This window comes from Belnapia moabensis DSM 16746, from assembly GCF_000745835.1.
Lineage (GTDB): Bacteria > Pseudomonadota > Alphaproteobacteria > Acetobacterales > Acetobacteraceae > Belnapia > Belnapia moabensis.
This window is the reverse complement of record NZ_JQKB01000077.1, coordinates 1-19,490: the sequence shown is the minus strand read 5'-3', so window position 1 is coordinate 19,490 and position 19,490 is coordinate 1. Positions and strand designations below refer to the sequence as shown.

The following is a 19,490-nucleotide window of genomic DNA, read 5'->3' as shown; positions in this document are numbered from 1 at the left end:
TGCTGCTGCTCGACCAAGCCGGATGGCACCTATCGGACAGGCTCGAGGTACCGCCGAACATCACCCTCATCCCGCTGCCGCCCAAGTGTCCAGAATTGAACCCGGTCGAGAACACCTGGCAGTTCCTGCGGGACAACTGGCTCTCCAACCGCATCTTCCGCTGCTACGACGACATCGTCGACCATTGCTGTCGCGCCTGGAACCGCCTCGTCGAGCAGCCCTGGACTATCATGTCCATCGGACTGCGCGATTGGGCGCATCGGTTCTGATCAGTGGGATTTGGTATAACTCGCCGAGCGCCATGCTGATGAAGCCCTGCGCATAGGCCAACCGCCAGCGCAGGCCGATCAGCGCCGTGCTCTGCTCCGGCATGAGCGACAGCGGCGCCAGCGCGGCAGCCAGCGCCATGCGACGCGGCAGCTCGCTCCAGACGAGGCGAGGATGCCCAAGCATCAGCCGCGTCAGGACCGAGGAAGCACCCTGCCAATAGAGCCGCTGCAGCAGCCAGGCCGGCGTCAGGCGCTGCGCCTGGATGCAGTGATGCACGGTGATGCGCGAATCGTGCCGGGCGGACCGCCCGCTATCCTGCAGCTTCCAGGCGAGATGCACATCCTCGTCGGACAGCAGCAGGCCGCCGCGCCGGCCGAGATCCTCGGCGAAGCCTGAGACTGCAAGCAGCGCCGCGCGCTCGATCACCAGGTTGGCGCCATAGGGGCCGATCCCCGCCGGCACCTCGGAGGTGCGATACTCGCCGCTTCCCTCCCATTCGGTGATGGTGAGGATGCCGCGCAGGCTCTCCGGCCACCAACCGGGCAAGGGCGCCTCCCACACCGGCAGTGCACGGCCGCTGAGCACGGCCGGCCGCACCGGCTGCTCCAGCACCACGCGCATGATTTGCTCGATCCAGTCGGGCGCCGCCCGCGCGTCGTCGTCGATATAGGCGATGTAGTCACCCTGCGCGGCGAGTGCGCCGGCATTGCGGGCGAGGCTGATGCCCGTCTCCTCAACACGGATGAGTTGCGCATTCGGCAAATCGGCGACGAGACGTTGCATCTCCTCCGCCGCGGCCTGCGAGGAATTGCTGTCCACGACCACGATGTCGAAGGTGTCCAGTCCGACGCTCTGCTGCCGCAGGGACTCCAGGCAATGACGCAGGTAGTGGGTGCGATTATGGGTGCAAATGCAGGCGGTAACGGAGACGCCGCACCCTTGCGCCATCGCGCTCATCTGGCCTACCGGGAGGGTCATGCACATGCCTGCCGTTCGTCTTCGACGTTGATCTGAGGTGGAATGTCTGCTGCCTGTTTCACCCTCGCAATCGACGAGGCCGTGAGATTCAGTCGCATTTGGCAATCTTGGGCGGAGCCCGCGTCACGTTGCGGGGAGAACACAGTTTCGGTAAACGCAAGAAGCTATCGATGGGGTCAGCGTTGAACCGCCGCGCGAAATTTCCATTGGCCGAGTAACAACTTGGCCAGTATAGACCCTGGCTGCCGTCGCGGTGCTTGCCGGGATTCGGCCGCCCCTGCAATGTGGCACCCTGCGTGGTTGGTGGCAGTCGATGTTGGGTAATGGCGCGCTGATGGTGAGACCCGCCCCCCGGGTCGGCGGAAGCCCGGTCGCGTTATGAACGTCCGGGTGGATATCGCTGGCCGCTACGAGTTGCGCGGCACGCTCGGCACCGGCGCAGGCACCGTCGTCTACGAGGCTTTCGACAAGCTGATCGAACGCCGTGTCGCGGTGAAGGTCGTCAACCTGCCGCCGGTCGAGGACGCTGAGACCGCCGATGCCATGGCCCGCTTCCGGCGCGGCGCACGGGCGGCAGGCGGCCTCAACCACCCGAACATCGTCGCCGTCTTCGACTATGGCGAGAATGCCGAGCAGGCCTGGATCATCATGGAGCTGGTCGAGGGCGGCTCGCTCAAGTCGCTCCTCGACACCGGCGAGAAGCTGCCCCTGCCGCGCATCGTTCAGCTGATGACGCAGCTTCTCGACGGGCTCGGCTATTCCCACGCCAAGGGTGTCGTCCATCGCGACATCAAGCCGGCCAACCTGATGCTCACCCCGTCGGGGACCCTCAAGATCGCCGATTTCGGCATCGCCCGGCTCGAGAATTCCTCGATAACCCATATCGGCACGATGATGGGCACGCCGGCCTACATGGCACCGGAGCAGCTGCGCGGCGAGACCGTCGACCAGCGCGCCGATCTTTGGGCCGCCGGCGTGGTGCTCTACCAGCTGCTTTCGGGCGAGAAGCCATTCTCCGGCGGCATCACCTCCATCATGCAGAAGGTGCTGAACACCGATCCAGCGCCTCCCTCGCGCATCGGCGCCTCCCCTACCGGCACGCCGTCGATCGATGCCATCGTCGCCCGCGCCATGGCGAAGGCGCCGGAGGACCGCTTCGCCACCGCCGCGGAATTCGCCGCCGCGCTGCAAGAGGCGGCGGCGAGCGTGGCAATGCCGGGGCAGGCCTCCCTGGCCTCGCCCTTCCGCCGGCCGCCCGAGCCGCCGGATGACGGCACCGTGGTCCGCACGCCACCGCGCCCCCTGCTGCAGGAGCCTCCGCGTGCCCGTCGCCTGCTGCTGCCCGCCCTCGGCGGCGGCGCCGTGGTGCTGGCCCTGCTGGTCGGCGGCAGCATGATGCTCCGTGGCGACCGCACTCCCGGCGCGCCGCAGCAGGAGGCCATCGCGCCGCCACCCCCTCCGGTGCAGCCGCCCGTGCAGCCGGCCCCCGTCCCTGCCCCCGCCTTGCCCCCCGTGCCGGCGGCGCCGACCCCGGCCCCGCCGCCCGCGCCGGACGCTGCCTCCGTCGCCGCCTCGCTCCGCACCGTGCCCTGCAGCCTCGTTCGGGTCACCCAGACCGGCCGTGGCGTCTCCATCGCCGGCATCGCCAACACCGCCGCCGCCGAGGCCATGCGCCGCACCCTGGCCGCGTCCGGCCTGCCGCTTGGCACGACGCGGATCGCGCTCGACAGCTTCGACGGCCCCTATTGCCGGACGCTCGACATCGCCCGCCCCGTCGCCGCTCTCGGCGAGGATGTCCCCAACCTCGTCTTCACCAACGCCACCCCGCTGCGCGAGGGGCAGGGCCTGCGCTTCAGCGTCACCACCCCGCCTTGGCCGGCGCGGCTGCATGTGGCCTATCTGAGCGAAGCCGGCGAAGTCGGGCATATCGTGCAGGGCGGCGCGCCGCAGCCGCCGAACAGCAGCATCAGCTTCGGCGACGGCACCCGCTGGGTCGCGCGGGCACCCTTCGGGACCGACATGCTGGTGGTCATCGCCTCCGAGGCGCCGCTCTTCCAGCAGCGCCGCCGCCCGGAACCGCTCGACGATTTCGACATCGCCCTGGCCGGCGCCCTGCGCGATGCCCAGGAAGCGGGGCGCGTCGCCATACGGGTGGTGCTGCTGCAAACGGTGCCTAGCCGATGAAACCTCTCCTGATCGCGCTGCTGCTCCTCGCCTGGCCGGCCGCCGCCGCCGTCACCTTCGAGGACGATGCGCCACCTCCACCCAGCGCCCGCCCCGCCGCTCCCGCCTCGCGTCCCGCGATCCGCCCTCGCCCGCCGCGCGAGGAGGTCCGCCCGCCGCGGGAGGAGGTCGTCGCCCCCGTCCCGCCGCCCGCCGCCCCGGCCGAGCCGGCGCGCAACCTGGTCGCCGATACCCGCAGCCGCTGCGGCATCTGGGCGCCCGACATCCAGCCCGGCGAAAGCCTCGAATGGTCCGGCGCCTGCCGCAACGGCGCCGCCAGCGGCACGGGCGAGCTGCTGCGGCGGAAGGGCGAGGCGGTGATCAGCCTGACCCAGGGCCAGTTCAAGGATGGCAAGCTGGAAGGGCCGGCCACCGTCGCCCTGGCCGGCGGCATCCATCTCGAGGCGGAATTCACCTCCGGCGAGGCCAAGGCCGGTCTCATCCGCTTCGGCGATGCCAGCACCTATCGCGGCGAGATCCGCAACAACCTGCCGAACGGCCGCGGCGTCCGCACCTGGCCGCGCGGGCCGGATTACGACGGCCAATGGCAGAACGGCGTCCGCAGCGGCGAGGGCCGCCAGCAGGATGGCTACGGCGTCTATTCCGGCCAGTGGCGCGACGACCGCCGCAACGGCCGCGGCCTGCAGATCTATCCGAGCGGCGACCGCTACCAGGGCGAGTGGCGCAACGACAAGCGCGAGGGCCGCGGCATGATGACCTGGTCAGGCGGCGTCTACGAGGGCGAATGGCGGGGCGACCGCCGCAACGGCCAGGGCACCGAGACCTACAGCAACGGCACCCGCTTCATCGGCCAATTCGTCGACGACCTGCCGAGCGGCCCCGGCGTCCTCATCGCCGCCGACGGCACCCGCTTCGAAGGACGGATCACCGGCGGCTGCCTCGCCACCGAGCGAGGCGTCTACCGCGTCCTCGCCGGCCCCGGCTCCTGTTAGAGCATGATCGCCGAAGGCCGGGACGGCCGGAGGCATGAATCATGCGATCGAACAAAGGCTCAGGGCATGGTCCGCGCTCCCGTCAGCACGGATCATGCCCTGAGGCTCACCACATGCTCTCCCGCGCCCGCGCCGGCCAGGCGGTGTCGTAGGCCGCGCCGCCGACTCGCCCCGCGCTCATCTCGGCGAGGATCGCCCCCGGCGTCGGCAGGCTCCGGGGATCGACCTGGCTCTCCGCCTGCCACAGCCCCGCGCGGATGATCGCCCGGGCGCACTGGAAATAGACCTCCCCCACCCGGATCACGAGCACCGAACGCGGCGCCTTACCCTCCACCGCGAAGCTGCCGCACAGCGCCGCATCCGTCTCCACCTCCGCCGTACCGTTGATGCGCAGTGCGTTGCCGCTGCCGGGGACGAGGAACATCAGCCCGACGCGCGGGTCCCGCACTACATTGCGCAGGCTGTCGATGCGGTTGTTGCCGCGCCTATCGGGCAGCAGCAGCGTCTTCGGGTCGGCGATGCGGACGAAGCCTGGCCGGTCCCCACGCGGCGAGCAGTCGAGCCCCTCCGGCCCCACCGTCGCCAGGGCAAGGAAGGGCGCCGCCTCGATGATCCGCGCATAGGCCGGCGTCACATGGTCGGCCACCTTGGCCGTCGAGGCCTCCCCGATCGTCCCCAGCGATCCGTAGATCGCCTCCAATTCCGCGATGCTGGTGACGACCGCCATGCCTGCCCTCCCATCCGGTGCGGGCCCATGGCTAGACGATGCCCCCGATGCCCGACTATCGATTTCGGCTGCCACATCTGTGAGCGAAACTCACGGAAGGAGCCCCATGCCGCGCCGCCTGCCGCCGCTCACCGCCCTCCGTGCCTTCGAGGCGACGGCACGGCTCGGCTCCGTCACTCGCGCGGCGGAGGAGCTGGGTCGCACCCATGGCGCCGTCAGCCGTCAGATCCAGGCCCTGCAGGAGGCGGCCGGCCTGCCGCTCTTCGAGAAGGCCGGCACCGGCCTCCGCCTCAATGCCGATGGCGAGGCGCTGCACCGCAGCGTCGCCGCGGCGCTGGACGGGTTGGAAGCCGGCTGGACGGCGCTCCGCGAGGCGGCCGGCGGCCCTGCCCTGCATGTCGCCTGCAGCGCCAGCTTCGCCATGCGCTGGCTGGTCCCGCGCCTGCCGGGCCTCTACCGGGCCCACCCCACGCTGCGCCTCCGCCTCTCCATGACGACCGCCCGCGCCCTCCGCCACGAGGGCGCCGACCTGGTCATCGCCTGGAATCGCGGCCATTACCCGCCCGGCGAGCAGGCCCGCGCCATCCCCCTCGGCACGGTCGCCTTCGGTCCCGTCTGCGCCCCCGATTATGTCGTGGAGGCCGGTTCTGGCCGCCTCGCCGCCGCCACCCGCATCGCCCATGAGCATATCGACCGCGCCTGGACGATGTGGGCCGAGCGTGCCGGCCGGGTCCTCGAGTGCCGGGACGAGCTGCGCTTCCCGCATACCCATCTCTGCATCGAGGCGGCGCTGGCCGGGCTCGGCCTCGCCCTGGTCGAGCAGCGCCTGGTGCGGGAGGAACTGACGACCGGACGCCTGCGCGCCCCCTGCGGCTTCGTCCCCTTCCCCGAGGGCCTGGCAGCCCTGCCGACCTCGCCCCGCGCCGCCTCCCCCTCCGTCCGCGCCTTCCTCGACTGGCTGCGGGATACGCTGGATTGATGGCGTGTCGGTACCCGTCCGCCCTGCGCGTGGCATGCACCTTGCTGGACCAAATCAGACCGGGTTACCGAGGGCCGCATGACCGCCTCACGCCGCACGCTTCTGGCTGCCTTGCCACTGCTCGCCGCGCCGCATCTGGCGCGCGCTCAATCCGGGCCCTGGCCGAACCGGCCGGTGCGGTTGATCATCCCCTTCCCACCCGGGGCCTCGACCGATGCGGTGGGGCGGACCACGGCAGCGGTGATCGGGGCGCGCATCGGCCAGCCGGTGGTCGCCGAGAACCGGGCCGGGGCAGGCGGCAATATCGGCGCCGAGGCAGCAGCGAAATCCGACCCGGACGGCTACACGCTGCTCGTCACCACCATCAGCGCCGCCGCGATGGGACCGCATCTCTACCCGCGGCTGGGCTACGACCCGATGAAGGACCTGGTGGCGGTGGCGCGCACCTGCCACACGCCGAACTGCATCGTCGCCCGGCCGGACCTGCCGGTCGCCACGCTGCGGGAGGCGCTGGACCTCGCCCGGCGGCAGCCGCTGACCTATGGCAGCCCGGGCAACGGCACATCCGGCCATCTGATCGCGGAATCGCTGAACCATGCGGCGGGCGTCACCATGCAGCAGGTGCCCTATCGCGGCACCGGGCCGCTGATGACGGACCTCCTTTCCGGCCGGCTTGACCTCGCCTGCGACAACCTGCCCGCCTACTTGCAGCAGGCGCGCGAGGGCAAGCTGAAGCTCCTGGCGGTGACGAGCGAGGAGCGCTGGTATTCCGCGCCCGAGGTGCCGACCGTCGCCGAGGCGGCCGGGCTGCCCGGCTTCGCGGCCATGATCTGGTGGGGCGTGCAGGCCCCGGCCGGGACGCCGGCGCCCATCCTCGGCCGGGTGGCCGAGGCCGTGGTCGAAGGCTTCGCCACGCCCGAGATCCGCGAGCGGCTGCGGAGCTACAGCATCGAGCCGGCGCCGCTCGGGGCCGCCGGTTTCGCCCACTTCATGGACGCCGAGTACCGGCGCTGGGGCGAGGTCGTGCGCGAGGCGAAGATCCGGCTGGACTGACCGCTATTCGGCGCGGATGCCGGCGGCCCGGATGGTCTCGCCCCAGACCTGCCGGTCGCGGGCGATGGTGCGGGCGAAAGCTTCCGGCCCCTCAAAGCCGGGGGCGATGCCGTTGTCGAGCAGCCGCTTGCGGAGCGCCGGCTCCTCGAGCCCGGCGCGGATGGCCTCTGCCCAGCGCTGCACCGCCTCGGGCGGCATGCCGCGCGGGCCGCAGATGCCGAACCAGCCGATCACCTCGAGGCCGGGGACGATGCGCGGCAGGCGCGGCGCATCGGGGAATTCCGGCCAGCCCGCTTCGTCGGCCAGCGCCAGCAGGCGAAGCTCGCCGCCCTGGATCTGGCGGATGACGTCGCCCAGGTTGGTAATGAGCAGGTCGATACGCCCGGCGATGAGGTCGAGCGCCGCCGGCGCCGCGCCACGATAGGAGATATGGGCGATGTCCACCCCGGCCATGCGCTTGAGCCGCTCGGCCGATAGGTGCTGCGCCGTGCCGGTGCCGGCGCTGCCGTAGCTGAGCGCCCCAGGGCGGGCGCGGGCGGCCGCCAGCAATTCCTCCAGACTGCGATAAGGGCTGCGGGCCCCGGTCACCACCGCGTAGCTGGAGCGGGCGGCATTCGCCACCGGCACCAAATCCTGCGCGACATCGATCGGGATGTGCATGCCCGGCACTTCCGGGCTGATGGTCATGTTGCCCATCGGACATTGCAGCACGGTGGAGCCGTCGGCCGGGCCGCGCACCACGGCCTCGGCGGCGATGAAGCCGTTGGCGCCGGTGCGGTTCTCCACCACTGGACGCTGGCCGAGCGGGCCGGCGACCGCCTCGGCGACGACGCGGGCGACGATGTCCGAGGTGCCGCCGGGAGCGAAGCCGGCGATGATGCGGAGCGGCCGGTCGGCGGGTTGCGCCAGGGCCGGACCGGCCAGCAGCGCGGCGCCGAGCAGCGCTGCCAGGATGGGTCGCGCGCGGCGCACCCTCGGTCGCGGCTCCGTTGTCATGCTTGTCCTCCCTTTATGGTCCCGGTACCGGGCTGGCGTCAGCCGCCCCGGCGTGCGTCGAGTGCGCGCAGCAGCACGCTGCCGAGCGCGGCCTTCAGTGCCGTGCCTGGCAGGAAAGGCAGCAGGCCCAGGGCGATCGCCTGGCTTGGCCCGACCAGCGTGGCGAGCCAGGCGAGGCCGCAGGCGAAGAGCGCCGCATGGCCGGCGAGGAAAAGCGCAGCGCTGCGCCAGACGCCATGCGCCCATCCCCGGGCCGCGAGCCAGCCGGCGAGCGCGGCCGCCGGGACGAAGCCAAGCAGGAAGCCGCCGGTCGGCCCGGCCAGCACCGCCGGCCCGGCGCGGAAGCCGGCGAAGACGGGCAAGCCGCAGAGCCCTTCACCGAGGTAGAGCAGCACCGTCGCGGCGCCGAGCCGCGGGCCATAGGCGATGCCGACCAGAAGGACGACGAGGCTTTGCATGGTCATCGGCACCGGCTGGACCGGCAGCTGGATCTGCGCCGAGGCGGCGATGGCGAGGCTGCCGCCGAGGGCGAGCAGGGCCGGGCGCAGAAGGGAAGCTTTGGCAGGAGCGAGCATCGAATATCCTAGTCGTGGTCAGGCCGTGGCGCCGCGGGTGCGGAAGTCCGCCAGGAATTGGGTGTCGACCGCGCCGGCCTGCATCGCCTCGGTCCGCAGAACCTGGGCGAGAAAGGCGGCATTGGTCCGGATGCCCTCTGCCACGACCGCGTCGAGGGCGGAAGCCAGCCGTTCCAGCGCCTCGGCCCGGCTCGGCGCATGGGCGATGAGCTTGGCGATCAGCGGGTCGTAGAAGGGCGTCAGCACGTCGCCGCCGCGGAAGCCGGCATCGATGCGGAGGCCGGCGCCGGGCTCCGGCAGGTCGAGCCGCGTGATGGTGCCGGGCGAGGGCAGGAAGTTGCGCGCCGGATCCTCGGCGCAAAGCCGCGCCTCGACCGCGTGGCCGCGCAAGGGAATGTCGGTGAAGGGCAGGCGCTCGCCGGCGGCGACGCGAAGCTGCCATTCGACGAGGTCGAGGCCGGTGACCATCTCCGTCACCGGATGCTCCACCTGCAGCCGGGTGTTCATTTCGATGAACCAGATGCGCTCCGCCGCGGGCGGGCCTTCGGCATCGGCGACGAATTCGACGGTGCCGGCACCGACATAGCCGACCGCACGGGCAAGTGCTGTGGCGCGCCGGCCGAGTTCCGCCCGCAGCGCCGGGCCGATGCCGGGCGCGGGTGATTCCTCGACCAGCTTCTGGTTGCGCCGTTGCAGGGAGCAGTCCCGCTCGCCGAGATGCAGCACGGTGCCATGCGCATCGGCGAAGACCTGCACCTCGATATGACGGGCGCGGGTGACGAATTTCTCGACCAGCACCCGCTCGTCGCCGAAGGCAGCCGCCTCGCGTCGGGCAGCGGCCAGCGCCGCGGGGAAGGCCTCCACGCTGTCGGCCCGGCGCATGCCCCGGCCGCCGCCGCCGGCGACTGCCTTGATCATTATCGGAAAGCCGATGCGCGCCGCTTCCGCCGCCAGGCGCTCCGGCGCCTGATTATCGCCGTCATAGCCGGGGATGGCAGGGACGCCCGCCTCGCGCGCCACCGCCTTGGCCGCGGCCTTGCCGCCCATGGCGCGGATCGCGGCCTCCGGCGGGCCGATGAAGACGAGCCCGGCCTCGGCGCAGGCGTGGGCGAAGTCGGCATTCTCGCTGAGGAAGCCATAGCCCGGATGCACCATGCGGGCGCCGCTGCGCCGTGCCGCGTCGACGATCGCCGGGATGGAAAGGTAGCTCTCGCGCGGCGGCGCGGGACCGATGCGTTCCGCAGCATCCGCGGCAGCGACATGCATCGCGCCTGCATCCGCATCGGAGAAGACGGCAATGCTGCGCAGGCCGAGGCGGCGGCAGGTGGCGGCAATGCGGCAGGCGATCTCGCCACGATTGGCGATCAGGACCGGGCCGAGCACCTCAGGCGTCCAGAAGCAGGACGACCTGGCCCTCCTGCACCTGGTCGCCCTCGGCGACGAGGATCGACTTCACCGTGCCGGCACGCGGCGACTCGACGGGAATTTCCATCTTCATCGATTCGAGGATCATCAGCACGTCGCCCTCGGCGACCTGCTGGCCGGGCGTCGCCTCGATCTTCCAGACGGCGGCGGTGAGTTCGACGGGCACGCCCAATTCGGCCATGGCTTTTCCTCCGGCTTTCTGTTCAAGCCGGGAGCATAGCCTAGCCGATCTCGATCGCGTCCACCCGGTCCGGGTAGAAGGCGAGGTGGCCCTCGATCTCGGCCATGGCGGGATAGGCGGATTCGTAGCTCCAGACCGCGTTCTCGGCCTGCCTGCCGCCGGCGGCAATAGTGAAATAGCTCGCATCGCCCTTGTAGGGGCAATGGGTGCTGCGGGGCGTGCGGGCCAGCAGCGCCATCCTGGCATCCTCGCGCGGGATGTACTGCACGGCGGGGTAGCTGGCTTCCTGCAAGGTCAATGCCCGGGTGGTCTCCGCGACGACCTCACCGTTAAAGAGCACGCGCACGCGCCGGGGCGTCGGCGTGATGGTGATCGGGTGGTCCGGTCCTGGCAGCTTCATGGCGAGGTTCCTCCGCACCGATGGGATATCGACGGCGAGGGAGCGGAATCCAAGCCCGTCAGCCGGTCGAGCCGAAGCCGCCGGCGCCGCGGCTGGACTCCGCCGAGAACTCCTCCACCACCGCGAATCCCGGCCGGATGATGGGGACGAAGACCATCTGCGCGAAGCGCTCGCCGGGTGCGATGGCGATGGCCTCGCCGCCCGGCGGGTTGCGGTTCCAGGCGCTGACCATGACCGGGCCCGTATAGTCGGCATCGATCAGCCCGACGAGGTTGCCGAGCACCAGCCCCTTGCGGTGCCCGAGGCCGGAGCGCGGCAGCACCAGCGCCGCCATGCCGCTATCGGCCATGTGGAGGGCGATGCCGCTCGAGACCAACGCCGGGGCCGCGCCCGGCTCGAGCACCAGCGGCGCGTCGAGGCAGGCATGCAGGTCGACCGCCGCGGCCAGGCCGGTCTGGTAGCGGGGCAGGCCCCATTCGCGCAGCCGCTCGTCCAGCAGCTTCAGTTCGATCATCGGATTGCCCATGCCTGCCCATCCCCACCCTGGCGGCGGTGATAGAACAAAGGCTGGCCGGACGGAATCAGGGGCGACCCAGGGCGATCGCGAGCCGCACCCAACCTTCGCGGCGAGGCCGGCACTCCGGGCGGCGGCAAAGAGCGACAGGTCCAGCGCATCGCATCCTCCGGCCGGGTGATCGTCGGCGATGCCGTGGGAGCAGGAGGCATGCCAAGCCGAAAGGGGCACTTCCACTGCATTCTGCGACTTCTTTGTCCGTGGCGTTGCAGAATGCGGTAAAGCTGCGTCGGCAAACCGAGACTTCACCATGCCTCAGCCTCCTTGCCCAGCAGCCCGAGGTGTGTCTTTTTCAAGACCGGGTCTCGTCGGCGCATCGTTTTCCCTTAACCGGCAGCATGCCGCTGCCAACGGACGCCGCCGGCCGCTTGTTGCGCTCGCGTTTGGTTACCGATTGACGCAAACCTCGTCAAATGCGACACACGCGGGCGTGAGCGCGATCGATCCCCAGATCGCCGAGCAATTGGCCCAGGATCTCCCTCCGGCCGATTTCCGGCGAATCATCGAGACCTTCGAGGATGACCTCAGTCGGCTGTCGCAACAGCTGGAGGCGGCCGCTATCGCCGGGAATTGGGATGGCTACCAGCGCGCCGCCCATAGCCTCGCCGGAGCGGCGGCGGCGGTCGGCGCCGTCCCATTGGAACAGGCGGCCCGCGTCGCCATGGACCCGCGCTCGCCGCATCCGCCGACCGTGGTAGTGCCGGTTATCCGGGACCGCGCCCAGGCGGCCTTGCAGGAACTCTCGGCCCTCGTCGCCCGCTTCGACAGACGATGAGCGGCAGCGCCGGGCGCGTCCTCCTCGTCGAGGATACGCCTACCCAGGCGGAGGTGGCACGGTCCCACCTGCGGGACCTCGGCCATGAGATCCGCACCGTCGAGACCGCGGCCGAGGCCCTGGCCCAGGCCCGCGCCTGGGACCCGGATGCCATCCTGCTCGACCTCGAATTGCCGGACTTCTCCGGCCTCGACGTGCTGAAGACACTGCGGGCCGAAGGCTCGGAGACGGCGGTCATCGTCATCACCGCCAATGCCCCGATGAACACCGCGGTCGAGGTGATGCGGGCGGGCGCCACGGATTTCCTGCCGAAGCCCTACCCGAAGGCGAAGCTCGTCTTCACCCTGCAGAACGCGATGGAGAAGCGCGCCCTCGTCATCGAGAAGCGGGCTCTGGAGAGCGAGTTGCACGCGGCCCGGGCGCTGACGGCGCGGCAGGGCTTCATGGGCTTCATCGGCGCCTCGCCGGCGATGCAGGCGGTCTACCGCACCATCGAGAGCGTTGCCTCCAGCCGGGCAAACATCTTCATCACCGGCGAGAGCGGCACGGGGAAGGAGCTGGCCGCGGAGGCCGTCCACAAGGCCTCGCCGCGCGCCGCCCGCCCCTTCGTCGCGCTGAACTGCGGCGCCATCCCACGCGACCTGCTGGAGAGCGAGATCTTCGGCCATGTGAAGGGGGCCTTCACCGGGGCGACGGAGAGCCGCACCGGCGCCGCCAGGCAGGCGGATGGCGGCACGCTCTTCCTCGACGAGATCGGCGAGATGCCGCTCGAGATGCAGGTGAAGCTGCTGCGCTTCGTGCAGACCGGCAGCTTCCAGCCGGTCGGCGGCTCACGGCCCGAGCGCGTGGACGTCCGCTTCGTCTGCGCCACCAACCACGACCCGCTGGCCGAGGTCGAGGCCGGGCGCTTCCGCGAGGATCTCTACTACCGGCTCTATGTCGTGCCGATCGAGCTGCCGCCGTTGCGCAGCCGCGGGGCGGATGTGCTGCTGGTCGCGCGGGCCTTCCTCGCCCAGTTCAGCCGGGAGGAGAACAAGCGCTTCCGCCGCTTCTCGCCCGAGGCGGAGGCGGCGATCCTCGGCTATCCCTGGCCGGGGAATGTGCGGCAGTTGCAGAATGTGGTGCGCAACGTCGTCGTGCTGCATGAGGGCGAACGGGTGGAAGCAACGATGCTGCCGCCCCCCCTGCTGTGCGCCGGGCCAGGTGGGGGCGAGGCGCCGCCCATCACCGTGGCGACGTCTCTGGTGCCCGTGCCGCCGCCAGTCATCGAAATCATGCCGCTGGCAGAGATGGAGCGGCGGCTGATCCTGGCCGCGCTGGAACACACCGGGCAGGACGTGCCGCGCGCCGCCTCGTTGCTGGAGATCAACCCCTCGACCATCTACCGCAAGCTTCAGGCTTGGCGTGGGCCGAAGCGGGTGACGGGCTGACCATCCCTGCGGATGGAATCAGTTGAAAGAGGCCGGCTCAGCCAACCAGCCAAAGGGCGAACAGCCCGACCTCAAGCCCGGCGACCAGCCCGACCGTGAGCAGGAAGACGCGCTCCACACGCGTTGCTTCGCTGGCCGGGGTGCGCCCCGTCTCGTGCCGGTCCGCGGCGGCGAGTGACGCGTCGGAGAAGACGGTCTGTGTGCTCATCCTGAATAGCCTTGCTGCGATGCAACATAATAATGCCACCCAATGCCGCCGTTCCAGAGGAATTGGATGTAATATATTGAAAGAAAAGAATTCAGCCCTGCAACCTTAACGCCGCGCGGCCCGCCCCACCGCCTCGAGCCACGCCCCGGCCCCATGAACGGTGGCGTCCTCGTCGCCAGCCATGCCGATGATGCTCCGCTGGAGGCGCAGGCTTTCGTCACGGTTGGCCGGCTCCGCCCCAAAGCCCGAGGACAGCGCAGCCATGCCCGCCGCGAGCACCAGGCCGATGACACCACAACGCCTCACCGAAAGACCTCCTCCGCCACGTCACCGCCAACCGGTGATGCCGGTGAGAATAGGTGCGGGCCCGCCCCTGGTCCAAACCAGGAGAGGAATGACCATTATCGATGCGATGGATGATTGCGAAGGGGAGAATGGTGGGCGCCATAGGATTCGAACCTATGACCCGCTGATTAAGAGTCAGCGGGATGTTGTCGCCACACGCTGCACATGATTGCTAGAAGCCGCCAAATCTCTTGCTTCTAGCTAGGTCCGCTAAATAAGGTGTCGCCACACGATGCCACGCGGACCCACTGCGGACCTTCCCGCTGGGTCCGCGTAGGGTCCGCAAGGGCGAGGTAAGCGGGGCTATGCCGAAGCTGACTGACCGGTTCATCGCGACCTTCAAGCCGGAGGGAGCGTCAAAGGATCGGCTGGCCTTTGATACCGAGTGCAAAGGGCTAGGGGTCCGTGCCACTGCGGCTGGCAGCAAGAGCTTCCTCGTCCAATGGACCGACACCGCCACCGGCCGGAAGGTTCGGGAGCCGCTGGGCGCCTGGGGCAGCATCACCGTGGAGCAGGCCCGCACCGCAGCCCGCGCCCGCCTGGGTCGGGTGGCGCTGGGCATCAACCCAGCAGTGGAGCGAGCGGCGGCGAGGCTAGCCGATGAGGCCCAGCGAGCCGCACTGGCAGCAGCGAAGGAGGAAGCCCGCTTCACCCTGGATGCGCTGATCGCTGATTGGGCACGGCTGCACTTGGCCGGCAAACGGGCGCGCTACAGCGCCGAGGCCGAGCGGGCGCTCCGAGTGGCTTTCAAGGCTCACCTGGACCGGCCAGCGGCAGCCCTCACCCATGCGGCAGTGATCGCCGTGCTCGATGCGCTGGCGAGCGCTGGCAAGGCATCTATGGCAACCCGGACTATGGCCTATGGCCGGGCCTGTTACGGCTGGGCGGTAAAGCGCCGCCGGCTGCCGCTTAATCCATTCGCAGGGCTGCCGGTGATCCAAGGCGGCAATCCTACTCGTGACCGGGTACTTACCGATGCAGAGGTCGGCGCCGTGTGGCGCGCGGCTGGGACACTGGGTTCGCCGTTCGGGCCGGTGGTAAGGCTGCTACTCCTTACTGCCCAGCGCCGGGAGGAAGTAGCCGCGCTCCGCTGGTCCGAGCTTTCGGCCGACCTCTCGACGTGGATCTTGCCGAGCACCCGCGCGAAGAACGGCAAGGCGCATGTGGTGCATCTAGCCGAGCCGGCGCGGGCGATCCTTACCGGTCTGCCGCGCATCGCCGGACAGGATCTGGTGTTTAGCACCACCGGCACGACGGCGCCGAGCGGGTTCAGCAGGGCGAAGCTGGCGCTGGATACCGCCATGGCGAAGGACACGGGGCCCACACCGAGTTGGCGCTTCCATGACTTTCGACGAACGGCAGTCACCTGGCTGGCAGGGGCCGGCTTCGCGCCGCATGTTGCCGACCGGCTGTTGAACCACGTGACCGGTAGCATTCACGGCGTGGCTGCGATCTACCAGCGTGGCGAGTTCTTGGCCGAGCGTAGAGCCGCGCTAGAGGCTTGGGGCGAGCATGTCTTGCGCTGCGGCGATGGGAGCATGCAAACCGCGAATGTGGTCTCACTACCGACGAGGGCAGCGTGACACGCCGGGCGAGCAAGGCATGGGAGTATCATGAATGGAATGACGATCCGGAAGCTGCTGAGGACCGGCGCGCCATCGACAGCGGACACATGGGCGAACCCGAGAGCGATGCTGCCTTGGGACGATATTGGAGGCGGTGCGCCGCCTACGCTGCCGCGTGGCTCGCCGCCAATCCAACTGTTGCCCCGGATCAGCGAGCTCGCGCGCTGACGTATCGGCTAGGAGCGGAAAGAAACGCCAATCAAGCCGAAGCGGGTCGTCCTCATGACCCGAAAACTGCCGCCGCAGCAGCGCTGGCACGCTATGAGAAAGGTTATCTAGCAACAGGCAATCGTCTGTTCATGTGGCAGGCACTGGCTTTAACCTTAAGGCAACAGCCGCCGATCCTCCCCCAATGGTGCATTACACCGCTTCAAGCCACGGCAACTAGCCTCGACAGCTTGGCCAAACCCGGCAAGACGCCAAAAGCAGCCGAGATTCTCGCCGCGTTGAAGCTCACGCGGGGCGGTCGGAGCCGTTACGTTAACGCACGCAATCAAGCCCGAGCGAGAGAAGAAGCCGATTTGGCGGATCGGTTGCACGCTGAAGGCATACCACTGGACCTTGCGCGGGTGGCTGCCACGGACTTCCGAGTGAGCAATCGACGTTCGGCCCGACGCACCTTCAAACGAAGCCGGAAGCCTTCGGGGGGCTAAACCTCCTGAGATGTTATGCCCGGCCAAAAAGGCAGCCGGAGCGCATACAAGGCCTGTCCTAGCAGCGCATGACGCGTTGCCGCGCAAAGGACATGCCATGTCAGACTTATACCTTACCGAGCGTGAGTTCTCGGAGCGCTATCACCTCGCACCACGGACTGTGCAGCGGTGGCGCACAACGGGCGACGGCCCCGCTTTCGTGCGCGTCGGCCCGAGGCGGATTATTTACCGTCTCTCCGACTGCGAGGCTTGGGCTTCTGCGAGAACCTATTCGCACCGGAGCGCCGAGCTGGCAGCACAATCCGCCGCTCAGAGGGCCGGATAATGCACGCTGTTATGCTGGGCGCCGTCCCTCTATTAAGAACCCTGGATAACGTTTCGATCTTGGCAAGAATTTAAAAGAAACCCCGCGCGGCGCGGAACCGGCGGAGTTTCAGGGCAGGCTACTGATCGGACTGACAGCCATCATTTAGCACACCTACGCCCCGATTTCCAAGCGCCGCGCCTCATTATTTTGAGGCATCACACAGTGCATAATGAATCAGGCGAGCCTTCTGGCCGAACGGATGGACAAGGCTATTCTTCATTTTACGAGGACGACATACCGGACGAGAGCTTTAACTCGCGTCCACCACAACGTGGCAAGCCGTTTGGTCGCCTACGCGTGTTGACACTGGCGGATGCGGAAAACGCGCCGGCACGCTGCTATCTGCTGCGAGGGCTAATTGCACCTGCTGAGTTGTCGCTTTGGTGGGGCGCCCCAAAGTGCGGGAAGTCGTTCCTGCTGCTCCGGGTGGCCTACGGGATGGCGTTCGGGGTGGGCATGTGGGGCCGCAGTGCCAAGCCGTCCCGGGTGCTCTATGTCGCGGCCGAGGGCGAGGGCGGCTTTGCCGCCCGTTTGCTGACGCTGCGCGATGCCATGGGCGATGCTGGCGATAACTTCCGCTACATCGCGCAGCGAACCACTGTGGGGCCGCCGGCAAATGACTTGGCCAATGTGACCGAGGCGGCGCTAGACATGGGCGCTGACCTGATCGTGCTGGACACGCTGGCCAGGACCTTCGGGGAGGGCGATGAGAACGCCGCGCGAGACATGGGCGGCTTTGTCGCTAGCTTGGACCAGATCCGCGAGGAAACCGGCGCGCATGTCGCGGTAGTACATCATGGGACGAAGACCGGCGAACGGTCTCGCGGCAGTGGTGCCATGGAAGGCGCGGCCGACCTGATTGTAAAGGTGACACGCGGTGCCGCTGGCGAGCCAAACAGCGCCACCGTGGAAGCCGCCAAGGATGATGTCGATGGCGCGATGCTGGCGTTCCGCCTTCGCGTTGTGGACCTGCCGCCCGGGGCCGACGATGAGCCGCGCTCAACCTGCATCGCCGAGGAAGCCGAGACCGGCGAGAGGCGGGCCAAACCTCTGCCGAGGGTGACGCGTGATGCCTTGAGGTACCTGTGCGACCTCATCCTGACCGAAGGAGTGCCGCTGCCGGTCGGGCCGCTAATCCCACCGAACATGCGGGGTGTACTCGAAGCGCGATGGCGGGAGGAGTGCAGGAGCCGCAGGCTGTCTATGGCGGAGAAGGACGCGGACAAGGATCGGGTGTTCCGCAAAGCTGCACAGGAGTTGCGCGCCGCTGGGCATGTAACAATGCGGGATGGCTGGGTCTGGCAGGTTAGGGTGGTTCCTGATGCCTAACTACGCTGGGCCACCTCACAGAAACCAGACCAGCGATGCGGATCGAAACGTTTTCGCATCTAATTTGTTGGGTTTCTATACAGAAAAGTGCACGGATCGTCGACGGATCGCGGATTTCTGCGGCGGATCAGCGCGGATCAAAGGCGGATCATCCAGGGCGCCTGGTGCGGATTAGGTTCCCCTCCCTTGGGGGGAACCGCCGATCCGCGATCCGTCCCTGCCCGCCTGCTTCCAGGCTTGGAAAGTGGAGCCGGCGCTCGGAGACCGGTGCATTTGAGGTGACGATATGAGCAAGGTTTTGAAACGCAGGGGCGACGCTGCCATGGACAGATCTGGCACTCTCGCTGTCTCAGAGAACGATCCGGGTAACCCGTTCCAAGCCATGGGCGGCTCTCGAAGTCGGCATTTCAATAGCACTCTCTTACGCTCGACGCTGGCGGCGATTTGGACCTTCAAAAATGACTTAGAGGATGTTGAACGTCGCCAGTCAGCGGCGGCCGTGGCATTGGCTGCGTTCAAGCCGAAAGATGAAATCGAGGCTATGATAGCCGCTCAGGCGGTCGCCATGCACTACGGAGCAATGGAGTGTTTCAGGCGCTCCATGCTTCCAGATCAGCCCTCGGAGATCGCGGCACGTATGCGGAAGGACGGCGCGAACCTCGCACGCGGGATGATCGACATGCTGGACGCGCTCGATCGGAAGCGAGGGAAGGCCCCGCAGGTGGTGCGAGTGGAGCGGGTGGTCGTACACGATGGCGGGCAGGCCATTGTTGGCAACCTCACCCGAGACGGCGATGAGAGGGGTGGGGCATGAGTGTTTTCTCGAAGGAGAACCCCAAGCGCAGCGTGCCAGACTGGCGCATAACCATGCCTCTGGCCCACGGCTCGCCCCGGTGCGGAGCTAAGACACGAAGCGGGCAACCATGCCGGGCGCCAGCGATGAGCAATGGTAGGTGCCGGATGCACGGCGGAGCGAGCACTGGGCCGCGCACGCCGGAGGGACTGGCGAGGCTCGCGCAGGCCCGGATGACCCATGGCCGGTACAGCGCCGAGCCGCGTATTTTTAGAAAGGCAATCCGTGATTTGCTCGACAGGCGCAGCCGGCAAAATAGATGAAGTCGACCTTCAGCGCTCCTCTGCTTCAAAATAAGGAAAATGGCCGCGCCAGGGCCGAGTATAGCAGACTAGCCAGGATTATGCGTGAAGGCTGACGAGCAAGCCTTTGAGGGCAGGTAGGATTTCGCTGCGACCCACGAGTATTCCATTTAATGGAGATCCTGCCCTTGCCGGCATCACCACCAACGAGAACCAGCAAAAAGCAGCGTTGGCATTGTAGTGCGCCCGGATGCTGAGACAGTCGGCTGCGCTAATCAGGCGGCCAAAGGTAAAGCGGCCTGCGGGCCTTGAGCAAGGCGGCGTTGCTC

The 19,490-nt window shown here is 68.5% G+C and carries 23 protein-coding genes; 12 read left to right on the top strand and 11 right to left on the bottom strand.

Annotated features, from left to right (window positions below; translation table 11 throughout):
- Window positions 1–269, top strand: a 269-nt coding sequence (locus tag EP26_RS25360) for a transposase (protein ID WP_043342870.1), incomplete at its 5' end; no start/stop codon positions are given.
- Here EP26_RS25360 and EP26_RS25355 read toward each other — a convergent pair.
- Window positions 229–1,248: a glycosyltransferase family 2 protein gene (locus EP26_RS25355; protein ID WP_169747488.1), complete on the bottom strand. Its 1,020-nt coding sequence runs from the start codon at window positions 1,246–1,248 to the stop codon at window positions 229–231. The genes EP26_RS25360 and EP26_RS25355 overlap by 41 nt on opposite strands.
- A 378-nt stretch (window positions 1,249–1,626) precedes the next feature.
- On the opposite strand from EP26_RS25355, the gene EP26_RS25350 reads away from it, so the two are divergent.
- On the top strand, window positions 1,627–3,432 hold the full coding sequence (locus EP26_RS25350) for a serine/threonine-protein kinase (RefSeq protein ID WP_052389669.1): 1,806 nt from the start codon (window positions 1,627–1,629) through the stop codon (window positions 3,430–3,432).
- Entirely contained in the window at window positions 3,429–4,424 is a 996-nt protein-coding gene (locus EP26_RS32445; protein WP_052389668.1) for an MORN repeat-containing protein, read from the top strand. Before EP26_RS25350 ends, EP26_RS32445 begins: the two co-directional genes overlap by 4 nt.
- 106 nt (window positions 4,425–4,530) lie before the next feature.
- Here the strand turns inward: EP26_RS32445 and EP26_RS25340 are convergent, their stop codons facing one another.
- Window positions 4,531–5,151, bottom strand: a complete 621-nt coding sequence (locus EP26_RS25340; RefSeq protein WP_043342868.1) for a pyridoxamine 5'-phosphate oxidase family protein — start codon at window positions 5,149–5,151, stop codon at window positions 4,531–4,533.
- A 106-nt stretch (window positions 5,152–5,257) separates the two neighbouring features.
- Here EP26_RS25340 and EP26_RS25335 point away from each other — a divergent pair, with 106 nt between their 5' ends.
- Complete coding sequence (locus EP26_RS25335; protein WP_052389667.1) at window positions 5,258–6,130, top strand: LysR substrate-binding domain-containing protein; 873 nt, start codon at window positions 5,258–5,260, stop codon at window positions 6,128–6,130.
- A gap of 78 nt (window positions 6,131–6,208) precedes the next feature.
- Window positions 6,209–7,183 (top strand): Bug family tripartite tricarboxylate transporter substrate binding protein, encoded by a 975-nt coding sequence (locus tag EP26_RS25330; protein WP_043342862.1) that lies wholly within the window; start codon window positions 6,209–6,211, stop codon window positions 7,181–7,183.
- Window positions 7,184–7,186: 3 nt separating this feature from the next.
- On the opposite strand, the gene EP26_RS25325 is transcribed toward EP26_RS25330, so the two are convergent.
- The 6 genes from EP26_RS25325 to dut are packed head-to-tail and all read right to left on the bottom strand — an operon-like array spanning window position 7,187 to window position 11,286.
- A complete protein-coding gene (locus EP26_RS25325; RefSeq protein WP_043342859.1) occupies window positions 7,187–8,179 on the bottom strand; it encodes a Bug family tripartite tricarboxylate transporter substrate binding protein in 993 nt (330 codons plus the stop codon).
- 38 nt (window positions 8,180–8,217) lie between these two features.
- Window positions 8,218–8,754, bottom strand: coding sequence for a biotin transporter BioY (locus EP26_RS25320; protein ID WP_043342858.1), 537 nt, complete (start codon window positions 8,752–8,754; stop codon window positions 8,218–8,220).
- 18 nt (window positions 8,755–8,772) lie between these two features.
- A complete protein-coding gene (locus EP26_RS25315; protein WP_052389666.1) occupies window positions 8,773–10,137 on the bottom strand; it encodes an ATP-binding protein in 1,365 nt (454 codons plus the stop codon).
- 1 nt (window position 10,138) lies between these two features.
- Entirely contained in the window at window positions 10,139–10,360 is a 222-nt protein-coding gene (locus tag EP26_RS25310; RefSeq protein WP_043342854.1) for a biotin/lipoyl-binding carrier protein, read from the bottom strand.
- 40 nt (window positions 10,361–10,400) lie between these two features.
- Window positions 10,401–10,760, bottom strand: coding sequence for a DUF427 domain-containing protein (locus EP26_RS25305; RefSeq protein ID WP_043342851.1), 360 nt, complete (start codon window positions 10,758–10,760; stop codon window positions 10,401–10,403).
- Between the two features lie 58 nt (window positions 10,761–10,818).
- A complete protein-coding gene (gene dut, locus EP26_RS25300; protein WP_043342849.1) occupies window positions 10,819–11,286 on the bottom strand; it encodes a dUTP diphosphatase in 468 nt (155 codons plus the stop codon).
- Window positions 11,287–11,764: 478 nt separating this feature from the next.
- Between dut and EP26_RS36425 the strand changes: the two genes are divergently transcribed.
- Together EP26_RS36425 and EP26_RS25290 are read left to right on the top strand one after the other, a co-directional pair.
- Window positions 11,765–12,109 (top strand): Hpt domain-containing protein, encoded by a 345-nt coding sequence (locus EP26_RS36425; RefSeq protein WP_043342847.1) that lies wholly within the window; start codon window positions 11,765–11,767, stop codon window positions 12,107–12,109.
- Window positions 12,106–13,539, top strand: a complete 1,434-nt coding sequence (locus tag EP26_RS25290) for a sigma-54-dependent transcriptional regulator (RefSeq protein ID WP_043342845.1) — start codon at window positions 12,106–12,108, stop codon at window positions 13,537–13,539. Before EP26_RS36425 ends, EP26_RS25290 begins: the two co-directional genes overlap by 4 nt.
- A 37-nt stretch (window positions 13,540–13,576) precedes the next feature.
- On the opposite strand, the gene EP26_RS35370 is transcribed toward EP26_RS25290, so the two are convergent.
- Window positions 13,577–13,747 (bottom strand): hypothetical protein, encoded by a 171-nt coding sequence (locus tag EP26_RS35370; protein WP_157033767.1) that lies wholly within the window; start codon window positions 13,745–13,747, stop codon window positions 13,577–13,579.
- Between the two features lie 105 nt (window positions 13,748–13,852).
- The gene (locus EP26_RS25285; RefSeq protein ID WP_043342843.1) at window positions 13,853–14,053 is read right to left on the bottom strand and encodes a hypothetical protein; all 201 of its coding nucleotides are present in this window, start codon (window positions 14,051–14,053) and stop codon (window positions 13,853–13,855) included.
- A gap of 344 nt (window positions 14,054–14,397) precedes the next feature.
- Between EP26_RS25285 and EP26_RS25275 the strand changes: the two genes are divergently transcribed.
- The 5 genes from EP26_RS25275 (at window position 14,398) to EP26_RS38290 (ending at window position 19,182) form a co-directional block, all read left to right on the top strand.
- The gene (locus tag EP26_RS25275) at window positions 14,398–15,675 is read left to right on the top strand and encodes a tyrosine-type recombinase/integrase (protein WP_043342841.1); all 1,278 of its coding nucleotides are present in this window, start codon (window positions 14,398–14,400) and stop codon (window positions 15,673–15,675) included.
- Window positions 15,672–16,370 (top strand): hypothetical protein, encoded by a 699-nt coding sequence (locus EP26_RS35365; protein WP_157033766.1) that lies wholly within the window; start codon window positions 15,672–15,674, stop codon window positions 16,368–16,370. The genes EP26_RS25275 and EP26_RS35365 overlap by 4 nt, the downstream gene beginning before the upstream one ends.
- A gap of 529 nt (window positions 16,371–16,899) precedes the next feature.
- On the top strand, window positions 16,900–18,066 hold the full coding sequence (locus EP26_RS25265; protein WP_169747487.1) for an AAA family ATPase: 1,167 nt from the start codon (window positions 16,900–16,902) through the stop codon (window positions 18,064–18,066).
- Between the two features lie 286 nt (window positions 18,067–18,352).
- Complete coding sequence (locus tag EP26_RS35360) at window positions 18,353–18,880, top strand: hypothetical protein (RefSeq protein WP_157033765.1); 528 nt, start codon at window positions 18,353–18,355, stop codon at window positions 18,878–18,880.
- Window positions 18,877–19,182, top strand: a complete 306-nt coding sequence (locus EP26_RS38290) for an HGGxSTG domain-containing protein (RefSeq protein ID WP_342669127.1) — start codon at window positions 18,877–18,879, stop codon at window positions 19,180–19,182. The genes EP26_RS35360 and EP26_RS38290 overlap by 4 nt, the downstream gene beginning before the upstream one ends.
- 78 nt (window positions 19,183–19,260) lie before the next feature.
- Here EP26_RS38290 and EP26_RS36950 read toward each other — a convergent pair.
- Window positions 19,261–19,490: hypothetical protein (locus tag EP26_RS36950; protein WP_211259550.1), on the bottom strand; the 230-nt coding region annotated here is incomplete at its 5' end.

Excerpts from the sequence above, each read along its gene's own strand:
- EP26_RS25355 (WP_169747488.1), bottom strand. The coding sequence starts at position 1,248 with ATGACCCTCCCGGTAGGCCAGATGAGCGCGATGGCGCAAGGGTGCGGC.
- EP26_RS25350 (WP_052389669.1), top strand. The coding sequence starts at position 1,627 with ATGAACGTCCGGGTGGATATCGCTGGCCGCTACGAGTTGCGCGGCACG.
- EP26_RS32445 (WP_052389668.1), top strand. The coding sequence starts at position 3,429 with ATGAAACCTCTCCTGATCGCGCTGCTGCTCCTCGCCTGGCCGGCCGCC.
- EP26_RS25340 (WP_043342868.1), bottom strand. The coding sequence starts at position 5,151 with ATGGCGGTCGTCACCAGCATCGCGGAATTGGAGGCGATCTACGGATCG.
- EP26_RS25335 (WP_052389667.1), top strand. The coding sequence starts at position 5,258 with ATGCCGCGCCGCCTGCCGCCGCTCACCGCCCTCCGTGCCTTCGAGGCG.
- EP26_RS25330 (WP_043342862.1), top strand. The coding sequence starts at position 6,209 with ATGACCGCCTCACGCCGCACGCTTCTGGCTGCCTTGCCACTGCTCGCC.
- EP26_RS25325 (WP_043342859.1), bottom strand. The coding sequence starts at position 8,179 with ATGACAACGGAGCCGCGACCGAGGGTGCGCCGCGCGCGACCCATCCTG.
- EP26_RS25320 (WP_043342858.1), bottom strand. The coding sequence starts at position 8,754 with ATGCTCGCTCCTGCCAAAGCTTCCCTTCTGCGCCCGGCCCTGCTCGCC.
- EP26_RS25310 (WP_043342854.1), bottom strand. The coding sequence starts at position 10,360 with ATGGCCGAATTGGGCGTGCCCGTCGAACTCACCGCCGCCGTCTGGAAG.
- EP26_RS25305 (WP_043342851.1), bottom strand. The coding sequence starts at position 10,760 with ATGAAGCTGCCAGGACCGGACCACCCGATCACCATCACGCCGACGCCC.
- dut (WP_043342849.1), bottom strand. The coding sequence starts at position 11,286 with ATGGGCAATCCGATGATCGAACTGAAGCTGCTGGACGAGCGGCTGCGC.
- EP26_RS25290 (WP_043342845.1), top strand. The coding sequence starts at position 12,106 with ATGAGCGGCAGCGCCGGGCGCGTCCTCCTCGTCGAGGATACGCCTACC.
- EP26_RS35370 (WP_157033767.1), bottom strand. The coding sequence starts at position 13,747 with ATGAGCACACAGACCGTCTTCTCCGACGCGTCACTCGCCGCCGCGGAC.
- EP26_RS25275 (WP_043342841.1), top strand. The coding sequence starts at position 14,398 with ATGCCGAAGCTGACTGACCGGTTCATCGCGACCTTCAAGCCGGAGGGA.
- EP26_RS35360 (WP_157033765.1), top strand. The coding sequence starts at position 18,353 with ATGAGCAAGGTTTTGAAACGCAGGGGCGACGCTGCCATGGACAGATCT.
- EP26_RS38290 (WP_342669127.1), top strand. The coding sequence starts at position 18,877 with ATGAGTGTTTTCTCGAAGGAGAACCCCAAGCGCAGCGTGCCAGACTGG.